Source organism: Pseudomonas sp. NPDC088429 (assembly GCF_044753305.1).
GTDB lineage: Bacteria > Pseudomonadota > Gammaproteobacteria > Pseudomonadales > Pseudomonadaceae > Aquipseudomonas > Aquipseudomonas rustica.
The window spans coordinates 1-23,515 of record NZ_JBIVMX010000073.1 but is presented as its reverse complement, the minus strand read 5'-3'; the positions used below and the strand labels follow the sequence as shown (position 1 = coordinate 23,515).

At 58.7% G+C, this 23,515-nt stretch carries 20 protein-coding genes and 1 other RNA gene; 11 read left to right on the top strand and 10 right to left on the bottom strand.

The features are described from left to right. Positions 1 to 24 precede the first annotated feature (24 nt). Positions 25 to 1,008 carry a cytochrome-c oxidase, cbb3-type subunit III gene (ccoP, locus tag ACIP66_RS24950; protein ID WP_053118790.1) on the top strand — a complete coding sequence of 328 codons (984 nt, stop codon included), beginning with the start codon at positions 25 to 27 and terminating at the stop codon, positions 1,006 to 1,008. Between the two features lie 71 nt (positions 1,009 to 1,079). On the opposite strand, the gene ACIP66_RS24945 is transcribed toward ccoP, so the two are convergent. After that, a complete protein-coding gene (locus ACIP66_RS24945) occupies positions 1,080 to 2,099 on the bottom strand; it encodes a metallophosphoesterase family protein (RefSeq protein ID WP_400651655.1) in 1,020 nt (339 codons plus the stop codon). A gap of 405 nt (positions 2,100 to 2,504) precedes the next feature. On the opposite strand from ACIP66_RS24945, the gene ACIP66_RS24940 reads away from it, so the two are divergent. From ACIP66_RS24940 to ACIP66_RS24900, 9 genes are all read left to right on the top strand, one after another. Beyond that, a complete protein-coding gene (locus tag ACIP66_RS24940) occupies positions 2,505 to 2,684 on the top strand; it encodes a hypothetical protein (RefSeq protein WP_053118786.1) in 180 nt (59 codons plus the stop codon). Positions 2,685 to 2,946: 262 nt separating this feature from the next. Continuing rightward, positions 2,947 to 4,362, top strand: a complete 1,416-nt coding sequence (gene ccoG, locus ACIP66_RS24935; RefSeq protein ID WP_053118785.1) for a cytochrome c oxidase accessory protein CcoG — start codon at positions 2,947 to 2,949, stop codon at positions 4,360 to 4,362. Between the two features lie 11 nt (positions 4,363 to 4,373). After that, entirely contained in the window at positions 4,374 to 4,913 is a 540-nt protein-coding gene (locus ACIP66_RS24930) for a FixH family protein (protein WP_212544359.1), read from the top strand. Positions 4,914 to 5,053: 140 nt separating this feature from the next. Then, positions 5,054 to 7,504, top strand: a complete 2,451-nt coding sequence (locus tag ACIP66_RS24925; protein WP_400651653.1) for a heavy metal translocating P-type ATPase — start codon at positions 5,054 to 5,056, stop codon at positions 7,502 to 7,504. A gap of 22 nt (positions 7,505 to 7,526) precedes the next feature. Continuing rightward, on the top strand, positions 7,527 to 7,739 hold the full coding sequence (gene ccoS, locus ACIP66_RS24920) for a cbb3-type cytochrome oxidase assembly protein CcoS (protein ID WP_053118779.1): 213 nt from the start codon (positions 7,527 to 7,529) through the stop codon (positions 7,737 to 7,739). Continuing rightward, positions 7,732 to 8,415: a sulfite exporter TauE/SafE family protein gene (locus tag ACIP66_RS24915; RefSeq protein ID WP_400651651.1), complete on the top strand. Its 684-nt coding sequence runs from the start codon at positions 7,732 to 7,734 to the stop codon at positions 8,413 to 8,415. The genes ccoS and ACIP66_RS24915 overlap by 8 nt, the downstream gene beginning before the upstream one ends. A 171-nt stretch (positions 8,416 to 8,586) precedes the next feature. Then, on the top strand, positions 8,587 to 9,969 hold the full coding sequence (gene hemN, locus ACIP66_RS24910; RefSeq protein WP_400651649.1) for an oxygen-independent coproporphyrinogen III oxidase: 1,383 nt from the start codon (positions 8,587 to 8,589) through the stop codon (positions 9,967 to 9,969). Positions 9,970 to 10,101: 132 nt separating this feature from the next. Continuing rightward, complete coding sequence (gene fnr / locus ACIP66_RS24905; protein WP_053118774.1) at positions 10,102 to 10,836, top strand: fumarate/nitrate reduction transcriptional regulator Fnr; 735 nt, start codon at positions 10,102 to 10,104, stop codon at positions 10,834 to 10,836. 78 nt (positions 10,837 to 10,914) lie between these two features. Beyond that, on the top strand, positions 10,915 to 11,463 hold the full coding sequence (locus ACIP66_RS24900; protein ID WP_024012326.1) for an adenine phosphoribosyltransferase: 549 nt from the start codon (positions 10,915 to 10,917) through the stop codon (positions 11,461 to 11,463). Positions 11,464 to 11,553: 90 nt separating this feature from the next. Here ACIP66_RS24900 and ACIP66_RS24895 read toward each other — a convergent pair whose 3' ends face one another. The 5 genes from ACIP66_RS24895 to dnaX all read right to left on the bottom strand — a co-directional run bounded on the left by ACIP66_RS24895 (position 11,554) and on the right by dnaX (position 17,329). Then, positions 11,554 to 12,702 (bottom strand): acyl-CoA dehydrogenase family protein, encoded by a 1,149-nt coding sequence (locus ACIP66_RS24895; RefSeq protein ID WP_400651646.1) that lies wholly within the window; start codon positions 12,700 to 12,702, stop codon positions 11,554 to 11,556. A 154-nt stretch (positions 12,703 to 12,856) separates the two neighbouring features. Then, positions 12,857 to 13,459 carry a recombination mediator RecR gene (recR, locus tag ACIP66_RS24890; RefSeq protein WP_400651643.1) on the bottom strand — a complete coding sequence of 201 codons (603 nt, stop codon included), beginning with the start codon at positions 13,457 to 13,459 and terminating at the stop codon, positions 12,857 to 12,859. A 66-nt stretch (positions 13,460 to 13,525) separates the two neighbouring features. Next, the gene (locus ACIP66_RS24885) at positions 13,526 to 14,560 is read right to left on the bottom strand and encodes an NADP-dependent oxidoreductase (RefSeq protein WP_212550409.1); all 1,035 of its coding nucleotides are present in this window, start codon (positions 14,558 to 14,560) and stop codon (positions 13,526 to 13,528) included. 269 nt (positions 14,561 to 14,829) lie between these two features. Next, complete coding sequence (locus ACIP66_RS24880; protein WP_053118768.1) at positions 14,830 to 15,168, bottom strand: YbaB/EbfC family nucleoid-associated protein; 339 nt, start codon at positions 15,166 to 15,168, stop codon at positions 14,830 to 14,832. A gap of 67 nt (positions 15,169 to 15,235) precedes the next feature. Beyond that, positions 15,236 to 17,329, bottom strand: a complete 2,094-nt coding sequence (gene dnaX / locus ACIP66_RS24875; RefSeq protein ID WP_400651640.1) for a DNA polymerase III subunit gamma/tau — start codon at positions 17,327 to 17,329, stop codon at positions 15,236 to 15,238. 145 nt (positions 17,330 to 17,474) lie between these two features. On the opposite strand from dnaX, the gene ACIP66_RS24870 reads away from it, so the two are divergent. Further along, on the top strand, positions 17,475 to 18,224 hold the full coding sequence (locus tag ACIP66_RS24870; protein WP_400651639.1) for a substrate-binding periplasmic protein: 750 nt from the start codon (positions 17,475 to 17,477) through the stop codon (positions 18,222 to 18,224). Positions 18,225 to 18,420: 196 nt separating this feature from the next. Here the strand turns inward: ACIP66_RS24870 and ffs are convergent. From ffs to zipA, 4 genes are all read right to left on the bottom strand, one after another. After that, positions 18,421 to 18,517, bottom strand: an RNA gene (gene ffs / locus ACIP66_RS24865) — signal recognition particle sRNA small type. A 189-nt stretch (positions 18,518 to 18,706) separates the two neighbouring features. Continuing rightward, positions 18,707 to 19,870: a putative zinc-binding metallopeptidase gene (locus tag ACIP66_RS24860; RefSeq protein ID WP_400651637.1), complete on the bottom strand. Its 1,164-nt coding sequence runs from the start codon at positions 19,868 to 19,870 to the stop codon at positions 18,707 to 18,709. 326 nt (positions 19,871 to 20,196) lie between these two features. Further along, complete coding sequence (ligA, locus tag ACIP66_RS24855) at positions 20,197 to 22,551, bottom strand: NAD-dependent DNA ligase LigA (RefSeq protein WP_400651634.1); 2,355 nt, start codon at positions 22,549 to 22,551, stop codon at positions 20,197 to 20,199. Positions 22,552 to 22,696: 145 nt separating this feature from the next. Further along, on the bottom strand, positions 22,697 to 23,515 hold an 819-nt coding region (zipA, locus tag ACIP66_RS24850), incomplete at its 5' end, for a cell division protein ZipA (RefSeq protein ID WP_400651631.1).

Here is a 23,515-nt window from a genome sequence, read left to right as displayed (position 1 = left end):
GCAATCTTCTATGAGTAACAAAGAATGACTACATTCTGGAGTCTGTACGTCACAGTCCTCAGTCTCGGTACGATCTTTTCCCTGACCTGGCTGCTGCTGTCGACCCGCAAGGGCCAGCGCAGCGAGCAGACGGAAGAGACGGTCGGGCACTCCTTCGACGGGATCGAGGAGTACGATAATCCGCTGCCAAAATGGTGGTTCATGCTGTTCGTCGGCACCATCATTTTTGCCTTGGGCTACCTGGTGCTGTACCCGGGTCTGGGCAACTGGAAAGGCCTGCTGCCGGGGTACAACTACCTCGATAACGACAAGCAGACCGCGTTCGCCAACGGCCAGACCGGCTGGACCGGCGTGCACGAGTGGGAAAAGGAAATGGCCCGCTCGGACGCCAAGTTCGGTCCGATCTTCGCCAAGTTCGCCGCCATGCCGATCGAAGAAGTCGCCAAGGATCCGCAAGCACTGAAAATGGGGGGCCGTCTGTTCGCCTCCAACTGCTCGGTGTGCCACGGTTCCGACGCCAAGGGCGCTTACGGTTTCCCGAACCTGACCGACGCCGACTGGCGCTGGGGCGGCGAGCCGGAAACCATCAAGACCACCATCATGGGCGGTCGTCACGCAGTGATGCCGGCCTGGGCTGAAGTGATCGGCGAGCAAGGCGTTGCTGACGTTGCCGCGTTCGTGGTGAGCAACCTCGATGGTCGCAAGCTGCCGGAAGGCACCAAAGCGGATGTCGCCAACGGCCAGAAACTGTTCGCCGGCAACTGCGTGGCGTGCCACGGCCCGGAAGGCAAAGGTACGCCAGCGATGGGCGCACCTAACCTGACTCACCCGGCCGCGTTCATCTACGGCTCGAGCTTCGCGCAATTGCAGCAGACCATCCGTTACGGCCGTCAGGGCCAGATGCCTGCGCAGGAACAGCTGCAAGGGAACGACAAGGTTCACTTGCTGGCCGCGTACGTTTACAGCTTGTCCCACGGTGAAAAAGCCCCGGAAGCGAACGCCGAGTAAGGCCAACGCTTGAAACAAAAAACGGCCCCGCCAATGTGAATTGGCGGGGCCTTTTTGTTGCCGGCCTCGCTTTACTTTAAGACCTCGATGGTATCGATCAGCTCACGCCGCGGCCAATTGTTACCGTTGACCTGAAACACGTTCAGCTTCTTGCGATCATCGGCAAACTCGGCGATCAGGTAAGTCCAATTTGATGCACCGCCACTGAGGTAGACCGGCACATCGCCGAAGTTTTGATGGCTGTAGTAGGAGTAATAACCCGGTCGAGTGTGCAAGTGCCCGGCAAACACGGCAGTTACCGCATATTTAGCAATCATCGCTTTGAACCGATCGACCTGCTCGCTGCTACCCGCCCATCCACTGGGCTTGTGCAGATTTAAAAGAATGATCTTGTCTTGCGCACGAGCAGCTTTCAAATCCCGCTCAAGCCAATCGAGCGCACTCGTTATATCATAATCAACTTTAAACAGAGGAAAACCGGAAGAGAACGACACCGTATAGGTCGGCTCATTATTCAACTGCACCAGGTGCACGTCACCATAGTTTTTTGAGTAAGCGAGACTGCCATAGAATGTCTTCCTGCCTTTAATAACTCGCGCTGCAAGATCAAACGTATCGACCTTCCCCCAATACTTATCCTTCATATCCGAAATGCTGCCGGCAGCACAGTTATTCTCCGGAACACTGCAATCATTGATATTGTTTTCGTAATCATGATTACCAAGACCGTAATCGTAATCACCCCCCAGGTGCTTCTCCAGAATCTCCTTGGTAGTGGAGCGTTGCCCGCTGTGGCCGAACGCCGTCAAGTCACCATTGATCATGACCGGAATCGGCCGCAACTCCCGGTTGAAAAACTTTCGGTAACTGGCAACATCCGAGTATTGGGTTTCTATCAGCCAGCGAGAGCGCTTGTCACGATCCGACGCCGATTCTTCCCCACCATTATCGGAACTTTCAGTCCATGGGAATTGAGGATCAGATGTAAAAATCAGCCGATTGGGGGAACGTTCATCAGCTTGAGCCCCAATCGTTACTGCCATCAGCAAAAACGTTAAAACACTGCACCGCCACAACTTGACTTGTTGCATGAGAGATCCTTCTCGTATGAGCTTATTGAATTAAAAGCCTGACTGGCCACTTCAATAAAACTACTGCAAGCACACGCCAGTGAAAACCTTAAGTACGAATAACATTAATAACTTTTATGTCTGCCACCCCCTGAAACAACAAAAAGCAGACTTGCGCTTTTAGTTCTTCTTGATGCCCCCAAGAACGCAAGTCTTGAATGTGCGGATCCTGCCGGTCAATGCCACCATCACCCTGCGCTCGCAGCAACCACGGCGGTGCACGGCTTTACCGTGATGGCGAGTCGCCCGCTCATATTTGGCAATTGAAATTCGATAGGCACGTTGCCCGACACGCGATAACGTCTGAGTTCTTCAGAAGTACCGCCATGCGATACCCCTCAATTAATCAGACAAGGATGCTGAGTAATGACCGAACCAGACAAAACCCTGAATTCCGAACTTTCGACCGTGGACAGTGCTCCCGCGCCACTGACTGGCTCCGAAGACCTGAACAGAAAAAAACGCTCGATTGACGACGAAAACGAGATTGATAAAAAACGTGGCAGCGGTGGCCTCGACAGCCTCGGCGGTGGCCGACTGCCTTGATCGGTGAGTGAAAACGGGGCAGTGCCTGCACTGCCCTCCTCAGCTGTCACGATACCGGCAACAGCCATCGTCTATAGTCAATTGACCTGCATCATGCTTTGCTGCAATCGCTACACCATTCACGCTCTTCCCCCAACGCGACCAAAGGTCGCACCCTTGAGCCAGAGCGACAGGCGTATCATTGCGCCACTGCAATACCCCCTTTTGACCGCGGTTGGCACGTATCGACCGAGGCATTTTTCCACTGCCGTGGGATGCAATGATGAGCAACCAGATTCCGGTACACGACGTCACACCACCAAGCAAAAACGCGAACAACAGCGTTGACCTTTACGCCTCACGAGAAAAAATCTACACCCGCGCTTTCACCGGCCTGTTCCGCAACCTGCGGATGATGGGCGGCGCCGCGCTGTTTCTGCTGTATTTCGGTACGGTCTGGCTGAATTGGGGCGGCCATCAGGCGGTGTGGTGGAACCTGCCCGAGCGCAAATTCTTCATCTTCGGCGCTACCTTCTGGCCGCAGGATTTCATTCTGCTGTCCGGCCTGTTGATCATTGCCGCGTTCGGCCTGTTCTTTATAACCGTGTACGCCGGTCGCGTCTGGTGCGGTTATACCTGTCCGCAAAGCGTGTGGACGTGGATTTTTATGTGGTGCGAGAAGGTCACCGAAGGCGACCGCAACCAGCGCATCAAACTCGACAAGGCGCCGATGAGCGCCAACAAACTGCTGCGCAAAGCCGCGAAACACGCGATGTGGCTGCTGATTGGTTTTGTCACTGGCATGACCTTTGTCGGTTACTTCTCGCCAATCCGCGAACTGGTTTTTGAATTCTTCACCGGCCAGGCCGATGGCTGGTCGTACTTCTGGGTCGGTTTCTTCACCCTCGCCACCTACGGCAACGCCGGTTGGTTGCGCGAGCAAGTGTGCATCTACATGTGTCCGTATGCGCGCTTCCAGAGCGTGATGTTCGATAAAGACACGCTGATTGTTTCCTACGATCCGCGCCGGGGTGAAAGCCGTGGCCCGCGTAAAAAAGGCATCGACTACAAGGCGCAGGGCCTCGGTGATTGCATCGACTGCACCATGTGCGTTCAGGTCTGCCCGACCGGCATCGACATTCGCGACGGTCTGCAGATCGAGTGCATCGGTTGCGCCGCGTGCATCGACGCCTGCGACAGCATCATGGACAAGATGAATTATCCGCGCGGCCTCATCAGTTACACCACCGAGCACAACCTGTCCGGGCAGAAAACCCATAAACTGCGACCGCGCCTGATCGGCTATGCCGTGGTGTTGCTGGCGATGATCAGCCTGTTGGTGACCGCGTTCTTCATGCGCTCGCTGGTTGGTTTCGACGTCAGCAAGGATCGCGTGCTGTACCGCGAGAATGCTGAAGGCCGGATCGAAAACGTCTACAGCCTGAAGATCATGAACAAGGATCAGCGCGACCACACCTATGTGCTGGAAGCCAGCGGTCTGCCGGATCTGCGCCTGCAAGGCAAACGCGAGATCAAGGTGCCGGCCGGGGAAATTTTCAGCATGCCGGTCGAACTGTCGAGCGCCCCCGAACAACTGCCATCGAGCACCAACGAGGTGAAATTCATCCTCAAGGATGCCGATGACAACAGCGTCCACGTTGAAGCCAAGAGCCGATTCATCGGCCCACAAATCCGTTGAGAGAACTGAACATGCCCGCAGCAAACGCCGCAAGCCCTTGGTACAAGCACCTCTGGCCATGGATCATCATCGGGATTCTGGCCTGCTCGGTGACCCTGACCTTGTCCATGGTGACCATCGCGGTAAACAACCCGGACAACCTGGTGAACGACAACTACTACGAGGCCGGCAAAGGCATCAACCGTTCGCTGGATCGTGAGTTGCTCGCGCAGAACCTGAAGATGCGCGCCAACGTGCATCTGGATGGCGTCACGGGTGAAGTTGATCTGCGTTTGAGCGGTGACAGTCAGCCGAAGACGCTGGAACTGAACCTGATCTCGCCGACCCAGCCGGAGAAGGATCGCAAGATCGTCCTGACTCGCAGCGAATCTGAAACCGGCCGTTACCTCGGGCAACTGAACGACAAGGTTGAAGGGCGTCGTTTTGTTGAGTTGCTCGGCAGTCAGGATGACCACGTGTGGCGCATGTTCGAAGAAGAACTGGTCAGCCACGACAAGGATCTGCTGCTGGGTGATGAACCCCTCCAGGGCGCCGAAGACCTGAAAAAATAAACAACTCCTGTGCCTGATCGTTCCCACGCTCTGCGTGGGAACGCAGCCAAGGACGCTCCGCGTCCCAGCCGAAGCGGACGCGGAGCGTCCGGGGAGGTATTCCCACGCGGAGCGTGGGAACGATCATCGGAACAAGTGCCATGACCAGCCCACTCCCCTGCTACCACTGCGCCCTGCCCGTTCCGTCGGGCAGCCGCTTCACCGCTGTCGTACTCGGGGAATCCCGCGAATTCTGCTGCCCGGGCTGCCAGGCCGTGGCCGAAGCCATCGTTGCCGGCGGCCTCGACAGTTATTACCAGCATCGCAGCGAAGCCTCGGCCAACCCCGAAGCGCTGCCGGTGCAACTGACCGACGAACTGGCGCTGTACGACCGCGCCGACGTGCAACAACCGTTCGTGCGCCATGCAGGCGATCTGGCCGAAACCACGTTATTGATGGAAGGCATCAGTTGCGCCGCCTGCGGCTGGCTGATCGAGAAACATCTGCGCACCCTGCCTGCCGTGGCCGAAGCACGGCTGAACCTGTCCAACCATCGCCTGCACGTGAGCTGGGCCGACGCGCAGTTGCCGCTGAGCCAGGTCCTCGCCGAACTGCGTCACATCGGTTACGCCGCCCACCCGTATCAGGCCGACCGCGCCAGCGAACAACTGGTCAGCGAAAACCGTCTCGCCCTGCGCCAGCTCGGCGTCGCTGGATTGCTGTGGTTTCAGGCAATGATGGCGACGATGGCCACCTGGCCGGAATTCAATATTGACCTCAGCCCTGAGCTGCACACGATTCTGCGCTGGGTCGCGCTGTTCCTCACCACGCCGATCGTCTTCTACAGCTGCGCGCCGTTCTTCAAAGGCGCAATGCGTGATTTGCGCACCCGCCACCTGACCATGGACGTCTCGGTGTCGCTGGCCATCGGCAGCGCCTACATCGCCGGGATCTGGACGGCAATCACCGGGGTCGGTGAGTTGTACTTCGATGCGGTCGGTATGTTTGCGTTGTTCCTGCTCGCCGGGCGTTATCTGGAACGCCGCGCCCGCGAGCGTACCGCCGCTGCCACGGCCCAACTGGTCAATCTGTTGCCCGCGTCGTGCCTGCGTCTGGACGGTAGCGGCCAGAGCGAGCGCATTTTGCTCAGCGAGCTGCGCACGGGCGACAAGATTCTGGTGCAAGCCGGATCGATCCTCCCGGCTGACGGCAAGATCATTGATGGCCAATCAAGCATCGACGAATCGCTGCTCACCGGCGAATACCTGCCGCAACCGCGCACGCTGGGCGATGCGGTCACCGCCGGCACCCTTAATGTCGAAGGGGCGCTGACGGTTGAAGTACAGGCGCTGGGGCAAGACACGCGCCTGAGCGCCATCGTCCGCCTGCTCGACCGCGCCCAAGCGGAAAAACCACGACTGGCAGAAATCGCCGACCGCGCCGCGCAATGGTTCCTGTTGCTGTCGCTGATCGCCGCTGCCGTCATCGGCCTGCTCTGGTGGGAGCTGGATTCCTCGCGAGCGTTCTGGATCGTCCTCGCCATGCTCGTCGCGACCTGCCCGTGCGCGCTGTCGCTGGCGACGCCGACCGCCCTCACCGCCGCCACCGGCACCCTGCACAAACTCGGTTTGCTGTTGACGCGCGGCCATGTGCTGGAAGGCCTGAATCAGATCGACACGGTGATTTTCGACAAGACCGGCACCCTCACCGAGGGCCGCTTGGTATTACGTTCGATCCGCCCGCTCGGCGCACTGGACAGCGAGCAATGCCTGAGCCTCGCCGCCGCGCTGGAAAACCGTTCAGAACACCCGATTGCCCGGGCTTTCGGTCGCGCACCGCTGGCGGCAGAGGAAGTTCACAGCACACCGGGGCTCGGCCTCGAAGGTTTGGTCGGCGAACAACGTTTGCGCATCGGTCAGGCGCAATTTGTCTGCGCCCTCAGCGGCGCGGCAGTATCGAGGATGCCGGACGAAGCAGGCCAATGGCTGCTGCTGGGCGACGCTCAGGGGCCGTTGGCGTGGTTCGTCCTCGATGACCGCTTGCGCGATGACGCCCCCGCCCTGGTCGCGGCGTGCAAGGCGCGCGGCTGGCGCACGTTGCTGTTGTCTGGCGACAGCTCGCCGATGGTCGCCAGCGTCGCCGCCGAATTGGGCATCGACGAGGCCCGTGGTGGTTTGCGTCCTGACGACAAACTGCAAGTCTTGCAACGGTTGCACAAGGAAGGTCGCAAGGTGCTGATGCTTGGCGACGGCGTCAATGACGTGCCGGTACTGGCGGCGGCTGACATCAGTGTGGCGATGGGCTCGGCCACCGATCTGGCGAAAACCAGCGCCGATGCGGTGCTGCTGTCCAATCGCCTCGACGCGCTGGTTCAGGCCTTCACGTTGGCGCGGCGCACCCGTCGGGTAATCATCGAGAATCTGCTGTGGGCGGCGCTGTACAATGGCCTCATGTTGCCGTTCGCCGCCCTCGGCTGGATCACGCCGGTGTGGGCCGCGGTCGGCATGTCGATCAGTTCGTTGACCGTGGTGCTCAACGCTTTGCGCCTGACTCGCCTGCCGGGTTCGCCGCACGCCAGCACTCGTTCGGAAACCCGCCCGCTGCCGGCCTGAGCCGCGCGGGCATGGAGTACAGATGCCAGCTCTCTACGTGATGATCCCCGCCGCACTGCTGATCGTGGCCATCGCCGTTTACATTTTCTTCTGGGCGGTGGACAGCGGTCAGTACGACGACCTCGACGGCCCGGCCCACAGCATCCTGTTCGACGATCAGGATCCGCAACACACCGCTGCCGTCGACGAAGTCAACGCGACCAAACCGGACGACAAGGCCCCACCCCATGCTTGAACTGGCGCCACTGCTGGTCTCGGCGCTGATCCTCGGCTTGCTTGGTGGTGGCCATTGCCTGGGCATGTGCGGCGGCTTGATGGGCGCGCTGACCCTGGCGATTCCCAAAGAGCAACGCAGCCGGCGTTTTCGTCTGCTGCTGGCGTATAACCTCGGACGGATTCTCAGTTATGCCACGGCTGGATTGTTGATCGGTCTGGCGGGCTGGGCGGTTGCCAACAGTCCTGCGGCAATGTTCATGCGCGTACTGGCCGGGTTGTTGTTGATCGCCATGGGTTTGTACCTGGCCGGTTGGTGGAGCGGGCTGACGCGGATCGAAAGCCTCGGACGCGGGTTGTGGCGGCACATTCAGCCAGTGGCTAACCGTTTGTTGCCCGTGTCGAGTGTGCCGCGTGCGTTGTTGCTCGGCGCATTGTGGGGCTGGCTGCCGTGTGGACTGGTTTACAGCACGTTGCTGTGGTCGGCGAGTCAGGGCAATGCGCTGGACAGTGCGTTGTTGATGCTCGCGTTTGGCTTGGGGACGTGGCCGGTTTTGCTCGGCACGGGCCTCGCGGCAGAGCGCGTCACTGCGCTGTTGCGCAAGCGCAGCGTGCGCATGACGGGTGGTTTGCTGGTCATCCTTTTCGGCGTCTGGACCCTGCCCGGCCCGCATCAACATTGGCTCATGGGGCATTAAGATCAAAAGATCGCAGCCTTCGGCAGCTCCTACAGAGTTACACATTCCAAAGTAGGAGCTGCCGAAGGCTGCGATCTTTTGATCTCCTGCGGTTGATGCAAATCAAGTGCCTCATCGCCGCACCCCGATAGACTCCCCCCACACTGCCAGCCTATTCGGGGGAATGCCCGCATGCTCGACGCCATTCGTTGGGACTCTGATCTGATTCGCCGTTACGATCTCGCGGGACCGCGCTACACCTCGTATCCGACGGCCGTGCAATTTCACAGTCAGGTCGGCTCGTTCGATCTGTTTCACGCTCTGCGCGACAGCCGCAAGGCCCTGCGCCCGTTGTCGCTGTATGTGCACGTGCCGTTCTGCGCGAACATTTGCTACTACTGCGCCTGCAACAAGGTCATCACCAAGGATCGCGGCCGCGCCCTGCCGTACCTGCAACGTCTGGAGCAGGAAATCCAGTTGATCGCCTGCCACCTCGACCCCGCACAAAAAGTCGAGCAACTGCACTTCGGCGGCGGCACCCCGACCTTTCTCAGCCACGATGAACTGCGTCAGTTGATGGCGCACCTGCGCAAGCATTTCAATCTGCTGGATGACGATTCCGGCGATTACGGCATCGAAATCGATCCGCGCGAAGCCGACTGGTCGACCATGGGCCTGCTGCGGGAACTCGGTTTCAATCGCGTCAGCATCGGCCTGCAAGACCTCGATCCGGCCGTACAACGCGCGGTCAATCGCCTGCAAAGTCTGGAAGAAACCCGCGCGGTGATCGATGCGGCGCGCACCCTGCAATTTCGCTCGATCAACATCGACCTGATTTACGGACTGCCCAAACAGACCCCGGACAACTTCGCCCGCACCGTCGAGGAAGTCATCAGCCTGCAACCGGATCGGCTCTCGGTGTTCAACTATGCGCACCTGCCGGAACGCTTTATGCCGCAGCGGCGGATCAACACCAGCGAATTGCCGAGCCCGGCGCAGAAACTGGAGATGTTTCAGCGCACCACCGAACAATTGATCGCCGCCGGTTACCGCTACATCGGCATGGATCATTTCGCCCTGCCCGATGACGAACTGGCGATTGCTCAGGAAGAGGAAACCCTGCAACGCAACTTCCAGGGCTACACCACCCACGGCCATTGCGATTTGATTGGTCTGGGGGTTTCGGCGATCAGCCAGATTGGCGACCTGTACTGCCAGAACAGCAGCGATCTGAACGAATACCAGAACAGCCTCGCCGCCGCGCAACTGGCGACCAGCCGTGGTCTGGTGTGCAACGCCGATGATCGGCTACGACGCGCGGTGATTCAGCAACTCATCTGCAACTTCAGTCTGGATTTCGCCGAGATCGAGCAGCAATTCAACATCGATTTTCAGGGTTACTTCGGCGCGCTATGGCCACAACTGCAAGGCATGGCCAACGATGGCTTGATCACTCTGGATCGTGACCGCATCGAGATTCTGCCGGCGGGACGCTTGCTGGTGCGTTCGGTGTGCATGGTGTTTGACGCTTACCTGGAGCAGCAAAACCGCCAGCGTTTTTCCCGGGTGATTTGAGCGCCCACCAAAATGAACCAGTCCGGACAGCGACACTTTGCCAGCAGGCCAGACGCGCCACGCACTGGCCTGAACGTCCTCTTGTGGGTTACCCTTACGTCTTATGTGTGTTTTCCCACAAGGATTAAAGAAATGTCCGAGCCAGTTAAACTGCGCGCTCATAACCAGGCTCATTGCAAGGATTGCAGCCTGGCCCCTCTCTGCCTGCCACTTTCTCTGAATCTGGAAGACATGGATGCGCTGGACGAGATCGTTAAACGTGGCCGCCCGTTGAAAAAGGGTGAGTTCCTGTTCCGCCAGGGCGACACATTCGATTCCGTTTTTGCAGTACGCTCCGGCGCCCTGAAGACCTTCAGCCTGAGCGATTCCGGCGAAGAACAACTGACCGGGTTCCACTTGCCAAGCGAGCTGGTTGGCCTGTCCGGCATGGACACCGAGAAACACCCGGTGTCCGCCCAGGCACTGGAAACCACCTCGGTCTGCGAAATTCCCTTTGAACGCCTCGACGAACTGGCCCTGCAATTGCCGCAGTTGCGCCGTCAGTTGATGCGCGTGATGAGCCGCGAAATCCGCGACGACCAGCAAATGATGTTGCTGCTGTCGAAGAAAACCGCCGACGAGCGCATCGCCACCTTCTTGGTCAACCTGTCCGCACGCTTCCGCGCTCGCGGCTTTTCGGCCAATCAATTCCGCCTTGCAATGTCGCGTAACGAAATCGGTAACTACTTGGGTCTGGCGGTGGAAACCGTGTCCCGCGTGTTCACCCGCTTCCAGCAAAACCAGCTGATCGCCGCCGAGGGCAAGGAGATTCACATCCTCGACCCGATCCAGCTCTGCGCGCTGGCCGGTGGTTCGTTAGAAGGCTGATCTCGATCCGCGGTTGAGCGAAGCGTTTCAGCCGCGGGTATACTGCGCCGTTTGCAGCCCTGCCAGGACACCTCGACGATGGTCTTCGACTCCTTCGACATCAAATCCCTGATCCGCCCCGTGATCGACTTCCCGAAACCAGGCGTGATTTTTCGCGACATCACCCCGCTGTTCCAATCGCCCACGGCCCTGCGCCTGGTGATGGACAGCTTCGCCCACCGCTACGTGGAAGCCGATTTCACCCACATCGGCGCGATGGATGCGCGTGGTTTTCTGATCGGTTCGGTTTTGGCCTATCAGTTGAACAAGCCGCTGGTGCTGTTCCGCAAGCAAGGCAAACTGCCGGCGGACGTGCTCGCTGAAGGTTACGCAACCGAATACGGCGAAGCGTTTCTGGAAGTACACGCTGATAGCCTGTGCGAAGGCGATTCGGTGGTGATGTTTGATGATTTGATCGCCACCGGCGGCACGCTGATTGCGGCGGCCAACCTGATTCGTCGCATGGGCGCGCGGGTGCATGAGGCGGCGGCGATTATTGACCTGCCGGAGCTGCAAGGTTCGCAGCGTCTGCAGGACATGGGCATCCCGACCTTCTGCCTGACGCAGTTTGCGTTGACTGACAAGTAATCAAGAGCAAAAGATCGCAGCCTTCGGCAGCTCCTACATTGGGATGTGCGTTTCCCTGTAGGAGCTGCCGAAGGCTGCGATCTTTTGACTTTAAAGCCCCATCTGCTTGCTGATGATCTCGTTCATCACTTCCCGCGTCCCGCCGCCAATCGACAAGATGCGGTTATCCCGATACAGCCGCTCCACCAGACTCTCGCGCATATACCCAAGCCCACCAAGAATCTGCACCGCCTCCGTGGTAATCCGATCCGAGGTGTCCGTGGCAAAGTTCTTCGCCATGGAAATCTCTTTGATCACACTCTGCCCCGCCGCCATTTTCGCCGCTTGCCGGTAGGTGAATTCGCGCGACACCTCCAGCGCTGTGGCCATTTCGGCCAGTCGATGTTTGATCACCTGAAACTTGCCAATCGGTTTGCCAAAGGCTTCCCGCTCGCGCGCCCACTTCAGGCTTTCTTCCAGCGCCAGTTGCGCGGTCATGTTGGCCATCAGCGCCAAGGCCAGGCGTTCGCTCTGAAAATTGCCCATGATGCAGGCGAAGCCCATGTTCTCGGCGCCGATCAGATTTCCTACAGGCACCCGGCAATCGTCGAAGAACAATTCAGCCGTGTCCGACGCCCACCAGCCCATTTTCTTCAACTGACGGCCCACGGTGAAACCGGGTGTGCCCTTCTCGATCATCAACAGGCTGATGCCACCGAAGCCTGGCGCGCCGGTGCGCACCGCGACGGTGTAGAAATCCGCGCGCACGCCACTGGTTATAAAGGTTTTGCTGCCGCTGACCCGATAGACGTCGCCGTCACGCACGGCGCGGGTTTGCAGGTTGGCGACGTCAGAGCCGCCACCGGGCTCGGTAACTGCCAAGGCGCTGATCTTTTCGCCGCTGAGCACTTGTGGCACGACGCGATCTCGCACTTCAGGGCGAGCCCATTTGACGATCGGTGGCAGACCGATATCGAGCGAGCCGAGCCCCGCTACCAGGCCACCAGAGCCACAGCGCATCAACTCCTCACTGGCGGCGACCTTGGCGAACAGATCGCCTTCATGGCTGCCACCGAGCGCTTCCGGATAGCCGATGCCGAGGATGCCGGCGGCACCAGCCTTCAGGTACAGCTCACGGGGGAAGCTTTCGGCTTCTTCCCACTGGTCAACGTCCGGCAGGATCTCGCGTTCGACGAAACGTCTGACGCTGTCGCGGACTAATTGATGGCTTGGGTCGAAGTATTCCTGAAAGGCAGGCATGGGCGAGCTCCACGGAAGGGTTCGCCGAACTTAACCGAGCGCTTGCTTGGTTTACAAGATACAGAAGAGCAAAAGATCGCAGCCTGCGGCAGCTCCTACACTGGAATGCGGTTCCCTGTAGGAGCTGCCGAAGGCTGCGATCTTTTGATTTTTATCAGAGGGAAATCGGTTTCCGCCCGGCAAACGAATGCGCCAGCGTGCCGCCATCCACCAGTTCCAACTCACCACCCAACGGCACGCCGTGGGCAATCCGCGAAGCGATCAGGCCTTTGTGCTGCAACAACTGCGCGATGTAATGCGCCGTGGCTTCACCCTCAACCGTAGGATTGGTCGCAAGGATCACTTCAGCAAACGTCCCCGCCTCTTCAATCCGCGCCATCAGTTGCGGAATACCGATCGCCTCAGGCCCGAGCCCGTCCAGCGGCGACAAATGCCCCTTGAGCACAAAATAGCGGCCACGAAAGCCCGTCTGCTCGACCGCATAGACATCCATCGGCCCTTCGACCACGCACAGCAACGTGTCGTCGCGACGGGTGTCGGCGCATTGCGGGCACAGATCGTCTTCGGTCAGCGTGCGGCACTGGCGGCAGTGACCGACCCCTTCCATGGCTTGGCTCAAGGCCTGAGCCAGACGCAGACCGCCGCTGCGATCACGCTCAAGCATCTGCAACGCCATGCGCTGGGCGGTTTTCTGACCCACGCCGGGCAAGGTGCGCAGGGCGTCGATCAGTTGGCGAATCAAAGGGCTGAAGCTCATGGGTAAAAAGTCCGACAAAACAACGAGACGCGGTTTATACCCGCGCCTCTGGCCAGCGTCAAATACTCAGTCCTGGGCGACCCGCACCACCAGTTTGCCGAAGTTGCGACCCTCCAGCAGACCGATAAACGCTTCCGGCGCCTGCTCCAGGCCATCGACCACGTCTTCGCGGAATTTCACCTTGCCATCGCGCACCCACGGCACCATCGCACTGATGAATTCCGGCTGACGATCGCCGTAGTCATCAAACACGATGAAACCCTGAATGCGTACGCGTTTGGTCAGCAACGTACGCTGCAGCATCGGCAGACGATCCGGGCCTTTCGGGGCTTCAGAGGCGTTGTAACCGGCGATCAGGCCGCACAGCGGGATGCGCGCTTTGGGGTTGAGCAACGGCACGACCGCGTCGAATACGTGACCGCCGACGTTTTCGTAATAGATGTCGATGCCATTCGGGCAAGCTTTGGCCAGTTGCTCGGCGAAGTCGTCAGCCTTGTGATCGATGCAGGCGTCGAAGCCCAACTCCTCGACCACGTATTTGCACTTCTCGGCACCACCGGCGACACCGACCGCGCGCAGGCCTTTGATCTTCGCCACCTGGCCGACCACCGAACCGACAGCACCGGACGCGGCAGCGACGACGAGGGTCTCGCCTTCTTTCGGCTGACCGATGTCCATCAGGCCCATGTACGCGGTCATGCCGGGCATGCCCAGCACACCGAGGGCCATCGACGGGCTCGGCAACCCGGACGGGATCGGGATGATGTTGCGGCCATCGCTGATGCTGTGGCTTTGCCAGCCTGTGGCACCGACCACCAGATCACCCTTATGAAACTTCGGATGACGCGAGTCTTCGACGCGACTGACAGCGCCACCGGTCATCACCTCGCCGATTTCAACGGGCGCGGCGTAGGACGGTGCGTCACTCATGCGCCCACGCATGTAGGGGTCGAGGGACAGGTAGAGGGTTTTCAGCAGTATCTGGCCGTCCTGCAGATCGGGCAGCGCTTCGCGTTCGAGGCGGAAGTTTTCCGGGGTCGGCGCGCCAACCGGACGCGAGGCGAGGACGAAGCGTTGATTGAGGGTAAGAGGGTCGGACATGTCAGCGTCTCCTGTGAATGATGAATTCAGCGGGTATAGGGAGCAGACCGTTGAGGCGGTGGGGTGTTCGATGTTTCGTACGACATTCATGTAGGAGCTGCGGCACGCTGCGATCTTTTGATCTTGCTTGTGAAAACAACAGGATCAAAAGATCGCAGCCTCGTTTCACTCGACAGCTCCTACAGGGTGCGGTGTTAATGAGGCAGAAACAAAAATGCCAGGCGCAATGCCTGGCATTTTGTGTAGCTCATCTGCCGCCGGTTGGCGAATCAGAATGGCAGTTTCATACCCGCAGGCAGGTTCATGCCGGCGGTCATGCCGCCCATTTTTTCCTGGCTGCTGGCTTCGATCTTGCGCACGGCGTCGTTGACGGCGGCGGCGACCAGGTCTTCGATCACTTCACGGTCGTCTTCGTCCAGACCCGGCAGCAGGGTCGGGTCGATGCTGACGCGCTTGAGGTCGTGACGACCGGTCATCACCACGGTGACCATATCGCCGCCGGCCTTACCGGTGACTTCGGCGTTGGCCAGTTCTTCCTGCATCTTGGCCATCTTTTCCTGCATCTGCTGCGCCTGCTTCATCAGGCCGGCCATGCCACCTTTCATCATGGGAATCACCTCAAAAGTACTTGGATCAAAACAGCGCCCGGCCATGGAGGCCGGGCACCTTCAGTTATTAGCCTTGGGCGACCAAGGCATCGACAGGTTCAATAGTATCGTGTCGCACCACCGCGCCAAACTGCTGAACCATCTGCTGGATGAACGGATCGCCATGAATCGACTCCTCCGCTTCGCGCTGACGGTTGGCCCGGCGACGGGAGGCGGCCTGAGCCGGGGTCTCCTGCTCGGGTTTGATCAGCTCGATGGTCAGCGTCAGCGTGCGACCGTGGAACTGGTTCAACGCATCGTTCAGACGCCGCTGCTGCGTGGCGTTGAACAGTGCGCTGTGCGCCGGATCGAGGTGCATCAGCCAATGATCGCCATCAACCGCGATCAACGTACAGTTGGCGGCGATGCTGCCGGTCATGCCGGAGATCGGCAGTTTCGGGAACAGCTCAAGCCATTGCAAGGCCAGACCGGTGGCCGGCGCCGCTGCGGGCTCAGGTTCGGGTTCCGGCTCTGGATCGGCAGCGTGTTCGCTGGCCAGTTCGTCGAGGTAGCTGTACGCCGAGTCCATGTCCGGCTCGATGTAATCCTCGTCCAGCGGCGGCTCGTCGTCCATGTCGGTGCCCGGCGTGGCGGCATCGACGTCGGCGACTGACGGCTCTGGAATTGGCGCGGCGGCCCACTCTGGTGCGTCAGGAACGACGCTGTCCGGGGTCGGCAACGGCATCGGCGGCAACTCGGGTTGCTCGGCGGCGGTTTCCAGCATGGGCTCGACGGCAGGTTGCTGAGCTGGCTCGGGTTCTGGCTCGGCCTCGGCTTCTACCGGATCGTTCCACGGCAGATCGACAACGGCTTCGGCGACGACGGGCGTTGGCTCTGGCTCGGCAACTGGAGCAACTGGAGCAACCGGCGCAGGCTCTGGAGCCGGCGCAGGTGCAGCTACAGGAGCCGGCGTCGGGGCAACAGCCGCAGCAACCACCGGCGCAGGTTTAGGCGCGGCAGCCACTGAATTTGCGGAATCAACTGTGGCCTGGCTGATCCCAACTGGCTTTAGCGGTTGCCTCGGGGCGTCCGCCGTATCAGCCGGCCGGAAGGCCAGCATTCGCAGCAGCACCATTTCGAAACCGCCGCGCGGATCCGGCGCCAGCGGCAAATCGCGGCGGCCGATCAGGCCCATCTGGTAATAGAACTGCACGTCTTCGGCCGGCAAGGCTTGCGCCAGCGCCAACACGCGATCGCGATCGCCATGCCCATTGTCGACGCCTTCCGGCAGCGCTTGAGCGATAGCGACGCGGTGCAGCACGTTGAGAATTTCCGAGAGCACGCCGTTCCAGTCAGGGCCCTGCTCGGCCAGGTGGCGCACCGCTTCAAGCAGAGCCTTGGCATCGCCTTCAATCAACGAATGCAGAACGTCAAAGACCTGACCGTGATCCAGCGTGCCGAGCATCGCCCGCACGTCGGTGGCGAGCACCTTGCCTTCACCGAAAGCAATGGCCTGATCGGTCAGGCTCATGGCGTCACGCATCGAACCGTCAGCGGCGCGACCGAGCAGCCACAGCGCGTCGTCTTCGAACGGCACGTTTTCGGCGGTCAGCACGTGGGTCAAATGCTCGACCACGCGCTCCGGCGTCATGTTCTTCAGCGAGAACTGAAGGCAGCGCGACAAAATCGTTGCTGGAAGTTTCTGCGGGTCGGTGGTCGCCAGGATGAACTTGACGTACGGCGGCGGCTCTTCGAGGGTTTTCAGCAGCGCATTGAAGGAATGGCTGGAGAGCATGTGCACTTCGTCGATCAGGTAGACCTTGAAGCGCCCACGGCTCGGCGCGTACTGCACGTTGTCGAGCAACTCGCGGGTGTCTTCGACCTTGGTGCGGCTCGCGGCGTCGATCTCGATCAGGTCGACAAAGCGGCCCTCGTCGATTTCACGGCACACCGAGCACTCGCCGCACGGGCTGGAAGTGATACCTGTCTCACAGTTCAGGCATTTGGCAATGATCCGCGCAATCGTGGTTTTACCCACCCCGCGCGTCCCGGTAAACAGGTACGCGTGGTGCAGCCGCTGGCTGTCCAAGGCATTGATCAGAGCTTTGAGCACATGGGTCTGGCCGACCATTTCGCGGAACGAGCGCGGACGCCATTTACGTGCAAGAACCTGATAACTCATCGAAAACCGTCGCAGCGAAGGAAGCAGAAGCGGCTAATGCTAGCGGAGCAAGGGCAAAATTGCATCCGATGTCCTCGTCTAATGTGGCTAAGCTCCATCAGCAGAGGCTTTTATCGGCTCAGGACAGGAAATTACCGGAGCGTTTATGCGTTGGGCCGTGGGGGCACTGCTGGGATTCAGCCTGAACGTGACGGCCGCAGAGCCAACGCTGCGCTTTGCCATGCCCGACAGTTGGGCGATGCCGATGGTGCAATACGAACGCGGCCGCCCGACCCAGGGCATCCTCTACGACATCATGCTCAGCCTCGCCACCCAGGTCGGTGCGCCGGCCGAATTTCACGTGCTGCCGCGCGCCCGGGTGCAGAGCGCCATGGAGCACGGCGAGATTGATGTTCGCTGCTATGCCGCACAGTCGTGGCTGCCGAATCAGTCGGGGGATTACATCTGGAGTCTGCCGCTGTTGTTTCAGCGTGATCTGTTGGTCAGTCGCAAGGATCAGCCCGTCAGCATTAACCCTGCCACCTTGCCCCGCCAATCCATCGGCACTGTGCTTGGTTACATCTACCCTACCCTGCAACCGCTGTTTGATACCGATCGCTTGCACCGCGAAGATGCGCGCAATCAGGAGCAGGTTTTGGAGAAGTTGCTGGCCGGGCGTTATCGCTATGCGGTGAGCAATCAGTGGACGCTGGACTGGTTCAATCAGCGCCTGACGCCGGAAAAGCAATTGCAAGCGGTGGCGGTGTTGCAAGAGCAGAAGGTCGGTTGTTATGTGAGAAATGACCCGAAGGTGCCGGTGCAGCGGATCTTGCGCACGTTGTTGCGGATGAAAATGTCGGGGGAGATTGATGAGATTATCCGGCTTTACACCGGCCACCCTGAGAGCGATCGCTAACCCCTGTAGGAGTGAGCCTGCTCGCGATGGCGGTGTATCAGCCAACACATTTATAGCAGACAGGACGCCATCGCGAGCAGGCTCACTCCTACAAGGGATCTGTGTGAACCGCTTAATCGCAGACACAAAAAAAACCGCAGTGGGTGAAACCCATGCAGTTCTGGTTGAAGCGTTCGATTGTTCGTTAAGGTGGCGACCCCACCAGCCACACCCCGGCACACAATGTTCCCGCTGTGGCTGCTGCCTTCCGGCTCTGACCAGGTTCACGGGTAATCGTTGCGGGGGGACCGATGGGGTCACCATAACGACGCTTGCCTGTCGGCGAGCCGCGCCATTGTACCTATCTGAGACGAAGTTACAACCGTTCTATCCAGATTAAAAAAATGAACTGGTTCAAGGACATAAAGATCGCAGCCTGTGGCAGTGCCCACATGGATCCGCATTCACCTGTAGGAGCTGCCGAAGGCTGCGATCTTTTGACGTTAGAGGGCCAGCACCTCGTCTGCCCTGCCGCCCGCCTGCTGGATCACCAGATGAATAAAGTGCAGCTTGGCAATCGCAGCCGCCGGCAGCACGAACGGGTAAAAATCCGGCTGGCCCATGCTGCGTGACAATTCATTGAGCATGCCGGCCAACTCGATCCATGCATTAACAAACGCCAGGAACGCCTCGCCACCGGGATGTTGCGGGTCGTACAGCGTGCTGCTCGGAAACGGCTGGTAATCGAAATCCATTTCCCGCGCGCTCATGCCAAAACCCAGCGCCGTGTCCACCGCGTCCATCATGTGCAGGTAATGCGCCCAGGTTTCCGCCCAGTCTTCCCACGGGTGCATGGTCGCGTAGGCGCTCACGTAGTGCAGCGGCCAGTCGAGTGGCGCGCCTTGTTGGTAATGACGATCGAGCGCCTCGGCGTAACTGGCGCGCTCGTCGCCGAACAGGTTACGGAATGAATCGAGCCACGGGCCGTTGGCGATCAGCCGATCCCAATAGTAGTGCCCGACCTCATGCCGAAAATGCCCGAGCAGCGTGCGATACGGTTCGTGCATCTGCGCCCTCACCCGCTCGCGGTGGGCGTCGTCGGCTTCTTTGATGTCGAGGGTGATCAGGCCGTTCGCGTGGCCGGTCATCGGCGCGTTGCCTTCGAGGTCGACGCCGATGAAATCGAAAGCGAGGCCGCTGTCTTCATCCACGGTTTTCGGGATGACCTGCAAGCCAAGAGTGATCAGTTGCGCGACGAGGCGGCGCTTGGCGATTTCGACCTTGCGCCAGCGTTCGGGATTTTCCGGGTCGGACAGGTCGGGGATGGTGCGATTGAGGCTACAGGCGACGCACAAGGCATCGTCGACGTTGGCCGGCAGCAGCCAGTTGCACGCGGCGGGCGTGTCGAGGTTGGCGCAGCGGCGAAACAGGCCTGCGTCGGGATCAGCATCCAGCGTCCAGGTGCCGCTCTCCACACCGGGCGACAGGGAGGTGATGCGGCTTTCTTCCGGCTGGTATCCGAGCAAGGCATTGCAGGCCAGGCACTGGCTGTTGCGAAAGAACAGCGACTGGCCGCAGCGGCACGGCCAGACTTTGCTGTTGCGCGAAGATTCGCCCATGAACGGCGCGATGATGCGAGAACTCAGTTGCTCGAAAAAACGGTGCATGGCGATCTCTCCCTGGGGCTTGCAGAGACTAGATCATTCTGGCGCGATGATCGTTCCCACGCTCTGCGTGGGAATGCATCCAGTGACGCTCTGCGTCACAGCGGACGCGGAGCGTCCGGGGCGGCATTCCCACGCGGGAGCGTGGGAACGATCAATAACAGTGCAACCAAGTGATAACACCATTGTGGCGAGGGGATTTATCCCCGATGGGTTGCGAAGCGACCCCAAATCCATACGACGCGGTTAATCAGGTGTACCGCGTTGTCTGGTTTTGCGACGACTGCGTCGCCGAACGGGGATAAATCCCCTCGCCACAGAGTTTTGTGTCAGACCTGAAGGCCATGGTCTTTGAGGAAGGAGATGAAGTTTTCTTCGTCCATTACTTGCACACCCAGCTCGTTTGCCTTGGTCAGTTTAGATCCCGCCCCCGTACCCGCCACTACACGATAGGTTTTAGCCGATACGGAGCCAGAAACCTTTGCACCTAATTTTTCCAAATATTCCTTGGCAACTTCTCTACTCATAAACTCCAGTGTTCCAGTCAACACCCAAGTTTTTCCGCTTTCAGCCAGCGCAGTGACTTCTTTTTTCAACAAAGCCCAATGCATACCAAATTCCCGCAACTGACTTTCAATTGCGAGCGCTTTACTCTTGTTCTCGTCCTCTTCAAAGAACGCACGAACATTTTTAACCTGCGCAGACGTGAGAACAGTTCCAAGCAGCAGCCAATCGGCCTCCAGCAAACCGCCCAGTTCTCCAGAAAATTTCTTATCAAGCTTTTTTGCAGCAGTAGCCCCAATAGAGCTTATATGCAGTTTCTCTATCAAACTCGCTAAAGAAACACTCGATGCCAACTCTCCGTGCAACTCACCCGGCTCATCAATAACTAATTCCTTGCGCAACTGCTCAACCACCGAAGCATTTCGCTTATCGAGGAAGTAACCATGAATATCGTCCGCGGCCTCATATCCAATATCAGGGAGATAAGTTAGAACCTCAGGTAACGCCTGAATGATTCGATCCAGCGAACCAAGTGAACGAGCCAGAACCTTAGCGGTTTCCTCCCCGACATTAGGAATGCCTAAAGCATAGATAAATCGAGCCAAGGAGGGATTTTTGCTTTTCTTAATCGATTCCAGAAGGTTGCTGCTGGACAGTTGAGCAAACCCCTCCAAATCTACAACCTGATCAAATTCGATGAGATATAAGTCCGCAGGAGAAGAGACCAGCCCTTCATCAACCAGTTGTTCTACTATTTTTTCTCCCAGACCATCAATGTTCATGGCTTTGCGTGAAACAAAATGAACAATTGATTGTTTTAGCTGTGCGGCACAGTCCAATCCTGCGACGCAACGATAGATTGCGCCCTCAGTAAAAATCTTACCTGTCTTGGTATGTCTGACCAGTTTGGTTCTTTCAACCTTGGCCCCACAAACAGGACAAACCTTGGGAATAACTACAGGAACAGCATCCTCAGGACGCCGTTCCAACGTGACTCCAATCACTTGCGGGATTACATCACCCGCGCGCCTGACCGTAACGACATCACCGATTTTCAAGTCAAGCTTTTCAACTTGAGTCATATTGTGCAATGTCGCATTTGAAACGACTACGCCGCCGACTTTCACGGGTTGCAATCTAGCAACAGGAGTCACAGCTCCCGTACGCCCAACTTGAAACTCGATATTCAAAAGAGTCGTTAACTCTTCAATCGCAGGGAATTTTTGAGCAATTGCCCAACGCGGAACTCGCGCACTGAAATCAAGAATTTTCTGTAGCGAAATTTCATTAACCTTGAACACCACGCCATCAATATCATACGGGAGCGAACTTCTGCGACGCCCTATATCTTCATAGTATGCCAGGCACTGCTTAATGCCATGAGCCACGGTTCGTTCGTGACTTATAGGGATGCCCCACTTCTGCAGAGATAAAAGTATGTCTGTGTATTTTCCCGGCAGCACACCTTCAACATGTCCGACGCCGTAACTACAGAACTGCAACGGGCGCTTTGCCGTAATACTGGAATCTAATTGTCGCAAACTGCCGGCAGCAGCATTACGCGGGTTTGCAAAAATTTTCGCACCGGCTTCTGCCTGCGCTTCATTTAGCTTATCCAGCCCTGCTTTGGTCATGAATACTTCGCCACGCACTTCTAATATTCGCGGCCAACCTTCACCACTCAGTTTAAGTGGGATACTGCGAACGACCCGCACGTTGGAGGTCACATCTTCGCCGACTGCTCCATCCCCGCGCGTAGCACCACGAGTCAACTTCCCGTCGACATAGAGCAAGCTGATTGCCAAGCCATCAAGTTTTGGTTCACAGCTGTATTCTATTTCTCCTGGGCCAAATAAATCCCCAGAAGTCAGACCCAGCCCTTTTCCTACACGCCTGTCAAAGTCGACGAGGTCCGCTTCGGTAAATGCGTTATCCAGGCTCAGCATTGGGACGTCGTGCCGAACTTTTGCAAAATCTGAGCTAACCACGCTACCAACTCGCTGGGTTGGTGAGTCCGCGCTATGAAACTCCGGATTCTCCTCCTCCAGGCTCTTTAGCTCCCTGAACAACCGGTCGTACTCGGCGTCCGGAATGCTCGGCTCGTCGAGGACGTGGTAACGGTAGTTGTGCTGATCGAGTTCAGCGCGCAGCTCGAGAATGCGGTTTTTGGCGGCGGTCATGGGTGTTCTCTCATAAAGCAAAAGAGCAGCCGAGGCTGCTCCAGTTTCATCCTTAAAAGATCGCAGCCTCGTTGCACTCGACAGCTCCTACAGGATCGCGATCCTCTGTAGGAGCTGCCGAAGGCTGCGATCTTTTGATCTGGCCTTAGCGCTTCTGGGTCAATGCGCGGCGTTCGAATTCAACGATGCGCTGACGGTAGTGCTCGATCGTCTGCGCGGTCAGCACGCTGCGCTGGTCATCTTTCAGCTCGCCGTTTAGCTCCTGTGACAGCTTGCGGGCTGCGGCGACCATCACGTCGAAGGCTTGCTTCGGATGACGCGGGCCTGGCAGGCCGAGGAAGAAGCTCACCGCCGGGGTGCTGAAATGGTCGATGTCGTCCAGATCAAAAATGCCCGGTTTGACCGCGTTGGCCATGGAGAACAGCACTTCACCGTTGCCGGCCATGCTTTCGTGACGGTGGAAAATATCCATCTCACCAAAACGCAGACCGCTTTCCAGAATGTTCTGCAACAGCGCCGGGCCTTTGAAGCCGGCGGCGTCGCGGCAGATCACGCTGATCACCAAAACTTCTTCAGCTTGCGGCTGATCTTTTTCGACCACGGCCGGTGCAGGCTTGCTGTCGTCGGCGAAATCATCGTCACGGCTGCTGAAACTCGGGCCGTCATCCAGATCCAGATCGAGGTTCAAGTCGCCCTGCGCCGAACCCTTGCTGCCACGCTTGCCACGTTTGTTGCCGGAATCGCGAGGCTCGCGTGCTTCGCGGGCCGGCATGCTCACCGACGGCAAATCGTGTTCGTCCAGCTGCGGTTCTTTATGCGTGTCCAGCACGCGGGCCGGGCCCAACAGCTCAGCGCTGGTGTCCTCGTCCGGCAGGTTGGACAGACTTCGGTCAAGACGGAACTTCAGTTTTCCCTTGCCGCCGCGCATACGGCGCCAGCCATCGAAAAGAATACCGGCTATCAC